This window comes from Methylobacterium marchantiae, from assembly GCF_042679825.1.
Lineage (GTDB): Bacteria > Pseudomonadota > Alphaproteobacteria > Rhizobiales > Beijerinckiaceae > Methylobacterium > Methylobacterium marchantiae.
This window is the reverse complement of the sequence record NZ_JBHTND010000023.1, coordinates 1-12,235: the sequence shown is the minus strand read 5'-3', so window position 1 is coordinate 12,235 and position 12,235 is coordinate 1. Positions and strand designations below refer to the sequence as shown.

The following is a 12,235-nucleotide window of genomic DNA, read 5'->3' as shown; positions in this document are numbered from 1 at the left end:
CGCGGGCTGCATCTCCCCGGTCCGCTATGCCGTGGAATCGCGTGGTGAGACCTGCTCCGCAGGCCGGAATGCGACGGGCGCGACGAAGCCGGGAGAGCCCGCCCTTGGGAGCGCCACGCGGCGGCAAGGCGATCGACCGGTCGCTGATGTTGCCGGTCTTGCGGCGACGCGGCGCTTGGGATGAGGCGAGACGTGTTCTAGGCTGGATCAATTCCAGGCTCGATCGCGAACGAGCCGCCTTTCGGGAACATCGCCATGGACGTCGACGCGCTCACGCTCTCGCGTATCCAGTTCGGCTTCACCATGGCCTTCCACATCATCTTCCCGGCCTTCACCATCGGACTGGCGAGCTTCCTCGCGCGGCTCGAAGGCCAGTGGCTGTGGACCGGCAACCCGATGTACCGGAACCTCTACCGGTTCTGGGTGAAGGTGTTCGCGGTCTCGTTCGGCCTCGGCGTCGTGTCCGGCATCGTGATGAGCTACCAGCTCGGCACCAACTGGTCGCGCTATTCCGATTTCACCGGCAACGTGCTCGGGCCCCTGATCCAGTACGAGGTCATCACCGCCTTCTTCCTGGAGGCGGGCTTCCTCGGGATCATGCTGTTCGGCTGGGAGCGGGTCGGCGACCGGCTGCATTTCGTCTCCACCTGCATGGTGGCGCTCGGCACCCTGATCTCGGCGTTCTGGATCCTCTCGGCCAATTCCTGGATGCAGACTCCGGCCGGCTTCGTGGTCGAGAACGGGCGGGCGATCGCCACCGATTGGTGGCAGGTGATCTTCAACCCGTCCTTCCCGATCCGCTACGCCCACATGGTGCTCGGCTGCTTCCTCACCACGGCCTTCGCGGTGGCGGGCATGTCGGCCTGGATGATCCTGCGCGCCCGCAAGGAGCCGGCCGAGAAGGTCGCGGGCGCCAGGATCTCGCTCTCCATGGCCCTGTGGTTCGCGGTGATCTGCACGCCGATCCAGATCTTCATCGGCGATGCGCACGGCCTCGCGGTGCTGAAGCTGCAGCCGACCAAGCTCGCGGCGATCGAAGCCAATTGGGACCGGCAGGCCGACATGCCGCTGCTGCTGTTCGCGATCCCCAACATGAAGGAGGAGAAGAACGATTTCGAGATCGGCATCCCGAGGCTCGGCAGCTTCATCCTCACCCACGATTTCTCGGGCGTGGTGCCGGGTCTGAAGGACGTGCCGCCGGACCAGAGGCCGCCGGTCTGGCCGGTCTTCTACTCGTTCCGCATCATGGTCGCGATCGGCATGGCGATGCTGGGCCTGAGCCTGTGGAGCCTCTACCTGCGCTGGAAGGGCACCCTCTACTCGAACCGGTGGTTCCTGAACGCGGCGATGCTGATGACGCCCTCGGGCTTCGGCGCCGTCCTGTTCGGCTGGTTCACCGCCGAGATCGGGCGCCAGCCCTACATCGTCTACGGCTACATGCGCACGGCGGATGCGCATTCGCCCCTCACCGTCAACGCGGTGACAGCCTCGCTGATCGGCTTCCTCGTCACCTACGCGATCATCTTCGGCTTTGGCAGCTACTACCTCGCCAAGCTGCTGCGAAAAGGCCCCGAGCCCCTCGAAGAGGCCCTGCGCGGGGAGGACACCCATCGCAAGCCCAAACGACCGCTCTCGGCCGTCACCGAAACCCTGGAGGGAAACCCGGCCTGAGGCCGGATCATCCCGCGCGCGCCGGCCCGCCGCGCCCCGTCAATGGCGCGCCATCGCTTCCATGGTCGGCCCACGGCCGTGGAGGCTGGTCTCCCCGCCGCTGCGGCGCGGCGCCTCGCTATCGACCACGGGGGCCAGGCCCAGTTGCCGGGCGAGACAGACGAGGTCCTTCAGGCGTCCCGTCTGGGTCTTGCGGCGCAGGTTGAGCCGGTGCGTCTCCACGGTGCGGACGCTGAGGCTGAGGCGGCGGGCCACTTCCTTGTTGCTGAACCCGGCGCTGAGGAAGCGCAGGATCTCCGCCTCGCGCGGCGTAAGCCCCTCGCCGGCCTCCGCGACGCCGGACGTCTCCCTATCCGCAGCGGCGGAATGGGCCAGGGCGACGATCGTGGCACTGATCTCACGCGGGGTGGCGGATTGCGCGATCACGGCATCGACACCCGCCACCAGGAGAGCGCGCAGGGCCTCGGCGCCCAGGCTCTGGAAGGCGGCGAGCACGCGCAGACGCGGATGGCGCTTGAGCGCGGTGATCTGTGCGATCCCGCCCTCGGCCATGCCTTCGGGCAGGAAGACCAGGGCGACGACGGTCTCGGTGCCCGGACCGCCGAGCGGCAGGTCAGCCTCGCCCACCGTGTGGAGGCTCGGTTCATGCTCCAGGAATGCACGCAGTACAGGCCCGAGCCCGACTGGCTCGTCGACGATCAAGACCCCAACGGCTTGGTTCATTGCCGCTCCCCCTTCTGTCCCATCGCGAAACGTCGCGACCAGGCTGGTCAAGAGCAGATCAAATCCTGTTCCATGATCTCGTTAATCAAGAATGCTATAGGAATCCGCCGAGACTCAAGAGAATCCTGTAAAAATCTGCCGTGAAAGCCCGCAAGATTGGTTAAGACAGGTGGTTCCGATCCGGATGCTGCGCGGGACTGTCTCGCGGAGAAACATCGCGGCCCTGCCGACGGTCCGAAACGGGATCGCGCCCGGATTCAGCCGGCGCGGGCGAGGAGGAGGTCGGAGGCGGCGGAGATCACCCGGTTGCGGCCCGTGGTCTTGGCCTCGTAGAGGGCGATGTCGGCCCGTTTGATCATGGCTTCGATCGTGTCGCTCTCGGTCCATTCGCTGACGCCGAAGCTGCAGGTCAGCCGGATCGGCGTGCGCGCGCCGCGGATGCGCATGGCCTCGACGAGGAGGCGCAGCCGCGACGCGAGGGCCTCGGCATCGGCCATCGACCGGTACGGCAGCACGATGCCGAACTCCTCGCCGCCGAGCCGACCCACGATCCCCTCGTCGGCAATGACCCTGCTGACGCTCTGGATCGCCGTGTCGCCGACATCGTGACCGTATTCGTCGTTGATGCGCTTGAAATGGTCGATATCTACCAGGATCGCCGACATGGCGCCGTGCTTGCCGACGCGGTCGGACGCGTCCCGCACGCGCTGCAGGAAGGCGCGGCGGTTGAGGAGGCCGGTGAGAGGATCTGTTTCCGCGAGGCGGATCAGTTCGCTCTGCATGGTCGTCAGCCGGTCGGCCGCGCGCATGCGGGCATGGAGTTCCTCGGCGCCGGGCGGCTTCTCGATGAAATCGTCGGCGCCGCTGTCGAGGGCCTCGGCGAGATTCCGGGAATTGCGGGCCGAGGACATGGTGATCACGTAGAGCGGCCGGTTGGTCTCGGCGATCAGCCGCGCCGACCAGCACAGTTCGAGGCCGCTCAAGGGGCGCACTTCCAGGCTCGTGATCATCACGCGCACGGTGGGGGTGTAGGTGACGAAATCGAGAGCGACCTGCGAATCGGTGAAGACGTCGACCGTATGGCCCTGCGGTTCGAGCAGCCCGGCGACGACCTTCAGGACGACGCGGCTCGTATCGACGATGACGATATGCATGCCGTTTCCCACCCGTCCCAGATTCGCCGGTTCATCATCGAGAATGCCGGCGACAGATTAATTTGTTGCCAAGACCGACAGCCCACATTTCGTCCCGCCGACAGCATCGGGAGAGGCACATCGCCCCCGCGCGGACGTCTGTCCGCGGGATGTCCTGCCCGCGCACGTCCGGCTCGATCGTCGGGCCCGCGTCATCGGCGGTTGAATGCCTTGCGCCCGGCTGGTAGCTAACGGATCGATCCGGCGCAGCTTACCCTGCGATCGGATCGCCTCGAGGCGTGAAGCCCGCCGATCACCCGCCGGAAGAGCGTAGGGTTCGGGCGAGGATCGAACGGGCACCGGGACCGGTGTCGGAATGCCGGATTAGCTCAGCGGTAGAGCAGCGGTTTTGTAAACCGAAGGTCGGGGGTTCAATCCCCTCATCCGGCACCATTCCCGTTGGGCGTTACATGAGGCCCCACGATCGTCGCTGAAATTCTACTCAGCGTCCCATAAGTGCCGGCCGCGCCAGAATTTTATTCGGTCGAGCGCATCCTACGCCCCATGAGTGACCCAAACTGGTGGCTTGCACGGATCGACCGCACGCTTAAAGCGCCTAGCCGAACCGTCTGCAGTGGTTGCGAGCGATGAGGCTCACTGAAACGCCAGTGAAGGCCTCGTCGATGTCGCTGAGCGTTCCTTACGGTTCGGCGCGGCGCTCGTGCGGACTGGCAGGCGGCGGAAGCGGTTGAACCAGGCGTGGCTGCGCTCCGCGACCCAGTGCGGCGGCCGAGTTTCTCGCCGCTCTCGATGCCTTTACGTGCGATGCGGGGCACGATCCCCTGCGCCCGGCAATCGTGTCGACGCTGTCGGACTTCATAGGCTGTGTCGGCGTGCAGCCCGTCCGGCCGGCGTCAAGATCGTCCCCTCCGACCGCTCCGCAAAGGCTGTATGGCATCGAGGATTGCTGCCCTCATCACGCTGTCGTGCCGGTGATCCCGATCCGTCGGGTTCGGGCCGGTGGCAGAAGCGGGGCGATCTCGGTCCAGAGATCATCAGGGAGAAGGAAGCGAGCTGTAAAAGGACCAACGCTCACCCATGCCATCCGTGCCCGTTCTGCGAGGCGCTCTTTTGTCTCCCTCTTCGAAGACATGTTCCTACTGCTCCCAGCTTCGTTCGAGCGGCGCGTTCCGGTCGCCTGCGAAATCGGACGATGGTCTTTGGAAGGCCGATCCCGTGAGGTTTCGCGTCTTCCGGCCGTTATGGCCGGGAGACCGTCCCGCGTTACGGGCGCCGGGCCAGATCGGCGAGGAGGCTCGCCGCGACCACCGCCTTCGAGACCGTGAGGCCGGAAGAGGCGATGGCTTCCACCGCGCCGCGGATGCGCTTGAGCGCGGGGCCCTTCGCCTCGCTCCAGGCCGCCACGGCCTCCGCCCCCGCGCCGACATCTCCCACCACTTCGGCGGTGAGGCTGCGATGAGCCGTCGACATGCCGGCGACCGCCCGTTCCAGGGCGACGTGATCGAACGTGTCGGCGATGGGCACCTTGCGGGCGGCGGCGGTGAGGTCGTCGAGGCGGAAGGCCTGTTCCAGGGCGAAGTGCGTCGCCGCGATCTCCGGCAGCGAATGGCCGTCGGTCTCGGCGACGCGAACGATGTCGGGCGCCGAGAGCAGCGCCTTCAGGCTGGCGAGCCGGCGCGCGGGCTCATCCGCCATGCCCCGGCCGGTGAGATCGGCCCTGCGCGCCTCGATCGCCGCCATGGCCTCGTCGTCGAGCACCTTAGGCAGCGCTTCCAGCACCGCGCTCACCCCCTCCCGGTAGCGGGCGACGATCGGCGAGATCCCTCCCGAGAGATCGAGATTGCGGATGAACCAGACGATGCGGTTCGAGAGCAGGTCCTGCACCTCGGCATAGAGCCCGAGCTGTTCCTGGCCCGGGATGGTCCCGTCGAGCCCGTCGATGGCGAGGTTGAGTTCGAGCAGCCCGTAGGCGTCGCGGGTGATGGCATAGGCCTTGGCGATGGCCGCCGCATCGGCCCCGGTCTCGTCGATGAGCCGGGTGACGAGGGTCGGACCGCCCCGGTTGACGATGATGTTCGAGAGGGCGGTGGCAATGATCTCCCGGCGCAGGCGGTGGCCCTTCACCGCGTCGGGGAACTGCCGCTTGAGCGCCGGCGGGAAGTAGCGCTGCAATTCCCGGTCGAAATACGGATCGTCGGGCACGGGGCTCGCGAGGAGGGAATCGTAGAGCGAGAGCTTGGCGTAGGCCAGCAGCACCGCATATTCCGGCCGGGTCAGACCCTCGCCGCGACGCAGGCGGTCGCCGAGCGCCGCGTCGTCGGGCAGGAGCTCGACGCCGCGGTCGAGGCGCCCTTCCGCCTCCAGCGCCTGCATCACCCGCATGGCGAAGCCCGTCTCGCCGGCGCCGCGACGCAGGGCCAGCGACAGGGCGAGGGTCTGGAGCTGGTTGTTGCGCAGAACCAGGGCGGCGACATCGTCGGTCATCGTCACGAGGAGCGCGTTGCGCGCTTCCGGATCGAGGCGCCCGTCGCGCTCCGGCGTCATCAGGGCGATCTTGATGTTCACCTCCACGTCGGAGGTGTTGACGCCCGCCGAATTGTCGATGGCGTCGGTATTCAGGCGGATGCCGGCGCGCGCGGCCTCGATGCGCCCGCGCTGGGTCAGGCCGAGATTGGCGCCTTCCCCGATCACCTTGGCGCGCAGCATCGCCCCGGTGATGCGCACGGCGTCGTTGGCGCGGTCGCCCGCCTCCTCGTCGGTCTCGCTGGCGGCGCGGATGTAGGTGCCGATGCCGCCGAACCAGAGGAGATCCACCGGCGCCTTCAGGATCGCCTGCATCACCTCCGCAGGCGACGCCTCGCTCCGGTCGATGCCCAGGGCCGCCTGGATCTCGGGCGAGAGCGGGACGGTCTTCAGGCTGCGCGGGAAGACGCCGCCCCCGCGCGAGATCAGCGCGCGGTCGTAATCGGCCCAGGAGGAGCGCCCGAGATCGAACAGGCGGCGGCGCTCGGCGAAGCTCGCCGCGGCGTCGGGATCGGGATCGAGGAAGATGTCGCGGTGGTCGAAGGCCGCGATCAGCCGCAGGCTCCGCGAGAGCAGCATGCCGTTGCCGAAGACGTCGCCGGACATGTCGCCGACGCCGACCACGCGGACCGGATCGGTCTGGGTGTCCACGTCGATCTCGCGAAAATGGCGCTTGACCGCCTCCCAGGCGCCGCGGGCGGTGATGCCCATGGCCTTGTGGTCGTAACCCTGGCTGCCGCCCGAGGCGAAGGCGTCGCCGAGCCAGTGGCCGCGCTCCTGCGACAGGCCGTTGGCGATGTCGGAGAAGGTGGCGGTGCCCTTGTCGGCGGCGACCACGAGATAGGCGTCGTCGGAATCGTGGCGGACGGTATCGGCGGGCGGCACGATGCCCTCGCCGACGATGTTGTCGGTGAGTTCCAGCAGCGTGCGGATGAAGATCCTGTAGCTCTCGGTGCCCTCGGCGAGCCAGGCGGCGCGGTCCGAGGCCGGCGGCAGGCGCTTGGGGAAGAAGCCGCCCTTGGCGCCCACCGGCACGATCACGGCGTTCTTCACCTGCTGGGCCTTCACCAGCCCCAGGATCTCGGTGCGGAAATCTTCCGGCCGGTCCGACCAGCGCAGGCCGCCGCGGGCGACGTAGCCGAAGCGCAGATGCACGCCCTCGACGCGGGGAGAATAGACGAAGATCTCGAAGAAGGGGCGCGGCAACGGCATGGCCGCGACCTTGGCGCAGGCGAACTTGAACGAGATCGTCTCCCGCGGCCGTCCGTCCGGCCCGGTCTGGAAGACGTTGGTGCGGATCGCCGCCTCCACCAGATTGACGAAGCGGCGCAGGATGCGGTCGTCGTCGAGGCTGGTGACGTCGGCGAGCGCGGCCTCGATCCCGGCGCGGATCTCGTCCTGCGCCGCCGTGCGGTCGCCCTGCAGGCCGGGATCGAAGCGGGCATGGAACAGGGCGACGATCCGGGCGGTCAAGGCGCCGTGCCGGCTCAGCGTCGCGGCGAGATAATCCTGGCCGTAGCGGATGCGGAGCTGGCGTAGGTAGCGGCCGAGGGCGCGCATCAGGGCGGCATCGCGCCAATCCAGCCCCGCTTCCATCACCAGCCGGTTGTAGCCGTCGGATTCCGCCCGTCGGTCGGACAGGGCCAGCAGCGCCGCCTCCAGGGGCCTCTCGACCCGGGCAAGATCGATCGGCCCGCCGCCGGCGCGCTCCAGCAGCATGTCGTGCAGCCAGATGCCGGCCTCGGCCTCGGGGGTCAGGATGCGGTAGGTCCGCTCGTTGATGACCCGGAAGCCGAGATTCTCGAGGCCCGGCACGCGTTCCGAGAGCGGCAGCGAACCTCCCCGCGAGAACACCTTGAGCCGCACCTGCGTGTCGGGATCGGTGTCGCGGCGGCCGAGATCGGCGGCGCGCGGCGCCGCCTCGCTCAGACGTTCCAGGATCGCGATGTCGGAGACCGCCACCGCCGGCGTGAAGCTCTCGCGGTAGCTGACGGAGAAGGCCTCCGCATAGCGGCTCGCCAGGATGCGGGCGCTGTGGCCCGGCATGGCTTCGGTGAGGGCCTCCTTCAGGCCGTCGCCCCAGGTCTGCACGATGCCCATGATGCCGGCTTCCAGGGCCGCAGGATCACGTTCGCGCGTGGATTTCTCCAACAGGCCGATGATGAAATGCGTCCGGGCCAGCGGACCCTCCGGGAAATCCGGATAGGCCGCCGAGAGCCGGCCGCCATATTCCTCGGCGAGATAGGCGCCGATGCGTCCCCGCACGGTGGTGTCGTAGCGGTCCTTCGGCACGTAGACGAGGAGAGAGACGAAGCGGCCGAACCGATCGGGGCGCGACAGCACCCGTACCCGCGGCCGGTCGGCGAGATTCATGATCGCCAGGGCGAAACGGTACAGGCGGTCCGCGTCGATCTGGAAGAGGTCGTCGCGAGGATAGGTTTCGAGCACGTCGATGAGGGTGCGCCCGGCATGGCTGGTAGGATCGAGATCGGCCTTGGCCGTGACCTCCGCCACCTTGCGTCGCAGATAGGGCACCTCGCGGGCCGGGGTGCCGTAGGCGCTCGCGGCGAACAGGCCGACGATGCGCAATTCCCCCGAGAGCTCGCCCCCCGCTGAGAACAGCTTGACCTCGATATAGTCGAGATGGACCGCACGATGCACCCGCGAGCGGGCGCTGGCCTTGGTCACGATCAGCGCATGCGGGCCCTCGAGGAAGGCGGCGATCTCCGGCGTCATGTCGACGAAGCTGCGACCGAGGCGCAGGACCTCGACCGCTGGATCGCGCAGGAGCCCCAGAGCGGTGCGGCCGAGGCTCTCGTGCTGGTGTCCGTCGAGCCCATGGGCGCGCATGCCCAGCGGCGTGAAATGCCCGTCGCGCAGCCAGGCGAGGAACGCCGCCGCCTCGTCGATCTCGTCCCGGGCCAGCGGTGCATCGGTGCCGCGATAATCCGCGACGAGCCCGTCGATCAGCGCGAGCATGGCGGCCTGGTCATCGGTCGCCTGGATCACGTCGGAGAAGACCTGCCTCAGGTCGGCCTCCAGGCGCGCCCGGGCCTCGCCCTCGTCGAGGCGGTCGAGATGGAGGTGGAGGAAGCTCTCCCGGCGCAGGTCGCCATGGGCATCTGCCGTGGTCTCGCCGACGACGCGGATCAGGACTCCGGAGGCATCGCGCTCCACCCCGAGGATGGGATGGGCCACGAGGAGAGGCGTCAGGCCCTGCCTGTTCAATTCGGCGAGCGTCGAATCGAGCAGGAACGGCCGGTTGTCGTTGATGACCTCGACGATGGTCAGGTCCCGGGCGCGGCCGCCGCGCTCGACGGTGACGTCGTGAAGCCGGAGAGCCGCCGGATCGCCCTGTCGGCGCGGGGCCGCGAGGTGACGTCGCGCGTCGATCGCCAGGGACCCCAGCGCCTGCGGGGCATAGAGCGCCAGATCCTCCGGCGGCACCCGCCCCAGAAGGTCCTGCACGAACCCGCCGGGCTCGTTCTGACCCTCCACCAGCGCGGCTGCGCTCTCGATCAGGTCGATCCGGGTTGCCTTGCCCTCGGCGGATGACAGGGCCGTTGCCGCATCCAGAGTCATGGCGCGTCTCCTCGGCCGAACCGTTCCCCGGCCGCCGATCCCGGCCATGGCAGGCCTTGCGGATCGAGGGAAACGCCGTGCGGACCGGGCGCGACCCTTGCCGGAAACGCCGTCACGATCAACCGACCCGGCGAGAGTTCTTCGAGAAGTTCCTTACAATCCGGGCGGGCCCCAACGAACCGGCCCGCGCCCTCGACGGGCCGATTTTCGGCCCGCCATCCGCATTCCCTCCCGCGACGGGCTGATCACACCGGTGCGAACAGGAAGTTTCCGTCGTTCAACGACGCGGTGCTCACGTTGTGCAGGATGATCATGTGGCTCGGGTCCTGATCGCCGAAGAAAGTGATCAGCGTGTCGGCACCGATTGCCGTCTTCACAACCCTCATCCCATCCCCGCTTCCACGACCCGCACGACGCTGCGGCCGTTGCCGCGCTTCTCCACCCGCACCTGAACGGCGATGCGCTCGATCATCGCCGCCACATGGGTGATGACGCCGACCTTGCGGCCCCGGCCCTGCAGCGTCTCCAGTGCATCCACGGCGAGGTCGAGGGTCTCCGCGTCGAGGGAGCCGAAGCCCTCGTCGATGAACAGCGTGTCCACGAAGGATTCACGGCCTTCGAGGCCGGACAGGGCGAGCGCCAAAGCGAGGGAGACGAGGAAGCGTTCGCCGCCCGACAGGCTGCGGGTGGCGCGGACCTCCTCGCCCATGTCCCGGTCGAGCACGTGGAGGGCAAGGGTCGCCGCCTCGCCGCGCACCAGCCGGTAGCGCGGGCTCAGCGCGAGCAGGTGCTCGTTGGCGAGCCGTACGAGATGCTCAAGCGTGACCCCCTGGGCGAAGCGGCGGAACTTTCCGCCATCGGCCGAGCCCACCGCGTCGTTCACGGCCTCCCAGGTGGCGAATTCCGCCCGCGCCTCCGCGATCTTCTCGTCCAGGCCTGCCGCCCGGTCGCGGGCCGCGTCGTCGCGGGCGAGATCCGCGGCCAGAGCGCCGAGTCCCTGCTGATGCGCCGCCATCGTCTCGGAGAGCGATGCGGCCTCCGCCTCGGTGGCCGGGCCGTCGATCTCGGGCGCATCGAGCAGGAGGGCGAGATCCGCCTGCCGGGTCGACAGCGCGATCCCGGCCTCCTGCGCCTCCATGGCACGGCCCTCGACCGCTCCACGCAGGGCGGAGCGGATCTCGGGCGACAGGGCGAGCAGCTCGCGCACCACCTCGACGGTGCGGGGGAGACAGGCCGCCGCGAATGCCGCGTCGGCCTCTTCGCGCCGCTGCCGCAGGGCATCGCGGCCGGCTAGGGCATGATCGGCGGCGGTGGTCGCCGAGGCCAGGGCGGCCTGGGCGGCCGCACGCTCGTCCTCGGCGCGCTTGAGCGCATCGCGGGCGTCCCGCCTCGCCGCGTTGATCCGGGTCCGGTGCGCGCCGGTCTCCTCGCCGCCGAGGAGGGGCGCGCGCTCGGCGCGAAGCGCCGCGAGGCCGTCGGTGCGGACCTGCGCTTCCTGCTTGGCCCTTTCGGCGAGCGTCCGGGCATAGCCGGCGGCCTCGACCGCGCCGGCGCGGCGGGTCGAGAGGGCCTGGACCTCCCGGTCGAGGCTGGTGCGGTGCGCAGCGAGGGCACGATGATCGGCGGCGATGCGGCCCACCAGCTTTGTGGCGGCTTTGGCATCCCGGTCGAGATCGTCCGGAGACAGGCCCGCCGCCGCGAGATAGGGCGCGATCTCTCGGCCAAGGGATTCGATGCGCTCCGCGAGCCCGGCGGCACGCATCGTCTCGGCCGTGGCGGCGAGGTCGGCCACGCGCAGGGCTTCACGCCCGGCGGCGCAGGACAGTTCGGCCGCCTCGATCTCCCTGCCGGCGGCCTCGACCTCGACGGTCAGACCGTCGATCTCCTCGCGCAGGAGCTGTGCGCCGTCGAGGACGAGGAGGAGGGGCGCGCGGGCCGCCTTCGCGGCCTCGACGACGGCGGCGATAGCGGCGCCGGCTTCGGCGTCGAGGCCCTCAGGTACGAACCCGTCGAGTCCGGCTTCCGCGTGGGCGGCCCGAAGGGATGGGCAAGCGGCGGCATAGGCCGTAGCGGTCGCTTCCATGGTCTCCCGCGCGTCGGCGGCAACGCGCTCGGAATCCTGCAGCCGGGCGCCCGCGGCGGCCTGGGCGGCGGCGGATTGGGTGATCGCCGGGCGGGCGGCGGCGATGACGGCCTCGTGCTCGGCGCGCTGCGCCTTGAGGGCGGCGGCCACCGTCGCGAGCCCGTCCTGTCCGTGGACATGAGGATGGTCGAGGGCGCCGCAGACCGGGCATGGCTCCCCGTCCACCAGCAGGCTGCGCCACCGGGCCGCCTGCTGCGACAGGGCCTCCTCGGCGAGATCCGCCAGGGGAGCGACGGAGCGGCGAAGGTCGGACGCTCTCGCCTCCTGCAGGGACGCTTCGTCCCCGGCACGCCGTGCCGCTTCGCCGGCGCGCCGTGCCGCCTCCGCATCGGCCACCGCCCGAGCCAGCGTGCGGGAGGCATCCGAATGGGAGCGCGCGAGGGGGGCGGCCTCGCGGAGGCCGTCGACCAGCCGGGCCAGATGAGCGGCGCGACGGCCG

General features: G+C 69.3%; 6 protein-coding genes, 1 tRNA gene and 1 pseudogene. 2 read left to right on the top strand and 6 right to left on the bottom strand.

All coding sequences use genetic code 11. From position 1 onward, the window contains the following. Positions 1-255 precede the first annotated feature (255 nt). Positions 256-1,671, top strand: a complete 1,416-nt coding sequence (locus tag ACFQ4G_RS15965) for a cytochrome ubiquinol oxidase subunit I (protein WP_238207137.1) — start codon at positions 256-258, stop codon at positions 1,669-1,671. Between the two features lie 39 nt (positions 1,672-1,710). Here ACFQ4G_RS15965 and ACFQ4G_RS15960 read toward each other — a convergent pair whose 3' ends face one another. Beyond that, positions 1,711-2,394 (bottom strand): response regulator transcription factor, encoded by a 684-nt coding sequence (locus tag ACFQ4G_RS15960; protein WP_238207135.1) that lies wholly within the window; start codon positions 2,392-2,394, stop codon positions 1,711-1,713. Between the two features lie 257 nt (positions 2,395-2,651). Continuing rightward, positions 2,652-3,548, bottom strand: a complete 897-nt coding sequence (locus ACFQ4G_RS15955) for a GGDEF domain-containing response regulator (RefSeq protein ID WP_238207133.1) — start codon at positions 3,546-3,548, stop codon at positions 2,652-2,654. Between the two features lie 357 nt (positions 3,549-3,905). On the opposite strand from ACFQ4G_RS15955, the gene ACFQ4G_RS15950 reads away from it, so the two are divergent. Then, positions 3,906-3,980: transfer RNA gene (locus ACFQ4G_RS15950), tRNA-Thr, on the top strand. A 163-nt stretch (positions 3,981-4,143) separates the two neighbouring features. Here ACFQ4G_RS15950 and ACFQ4G_RS15945 read toward each other — a convergent pair. The 4 genes and pseudogenes from ACFQ4G_RS15945 to ACFQ4G_RS15930 all read right to left on the bottom strand — a co-directional run. Further along, positions 4,144-4,579: pseudogene (locus tag ACFQ4G_RS15945) on the bottom strand (IS5/IS1182 family transposase); the annotation flags it as partial. A gap of 232 nt (positions 4,580-4,811) precedes the next feature. Next, entirely contained in the window at positions 4,812-9,653 is a 4,842-nt protein-coding gene (locus tag ACFQ4G_RS15940; RefSeq protein WP_238207130.1) for an NAD-glutamate dehydrogenase, read from the bottom strand. 245 nt (positions 9,654-9,898) lie between these two features. Beyond that, positions 9,899-10,030, bottom strand: coding sequence for a hypothetical protein (locus ACFQ4G_RS15935; protein ID WP_379040576.1), 132 nt, complete (start codon positions 10,028-10,030; stop codon positions 9,899-9,901). Between the two features lie 5 nt (positions 10,031-10,035). Then, the coding region (locus ACFQ4G_RS15930; RefSeq protein WP_379040574.1) for an SbcC/MukB-like Walker B domain-containing protein at positions 10,036-12,235 on the bottom strand (2,200 nt) is incomplete at its 5' end.

Bases quoted from the DNA above. Each gene is read 5' to 3' on its own strand.
- ACFQ4G_RS15965 (WP_238207137.1), top strand. From the start codon at position 256: ATGGACGTCGACGCGCTCACGCTCTCGCGTATCCAGTTCGGCTTCACC.
- ACFQ4G_RS15940 (WP_238207130.1), bottom strand. From the start codon at position 9,653: ATGACTCTGGATGCGGCAACGGCCCTGTCATCCGCCGAGGGCAAGGCA.
- ACFQ4G_RS15960 (WP_238207135.1), bottom strand. From the start codon at position 2,394: ATGAACCAAGCCGTTGGGGTCTTGATCGTCGACGAGCCAGTCGGGCTC.
- ACFQ4G_RS15955 (WP_238207133.1), bottom strand. From the start codon at position 3,548: ATGCATATCGTCATCGTCGATACGAGCCGCGTCGTCCTGAAGGTCGTC.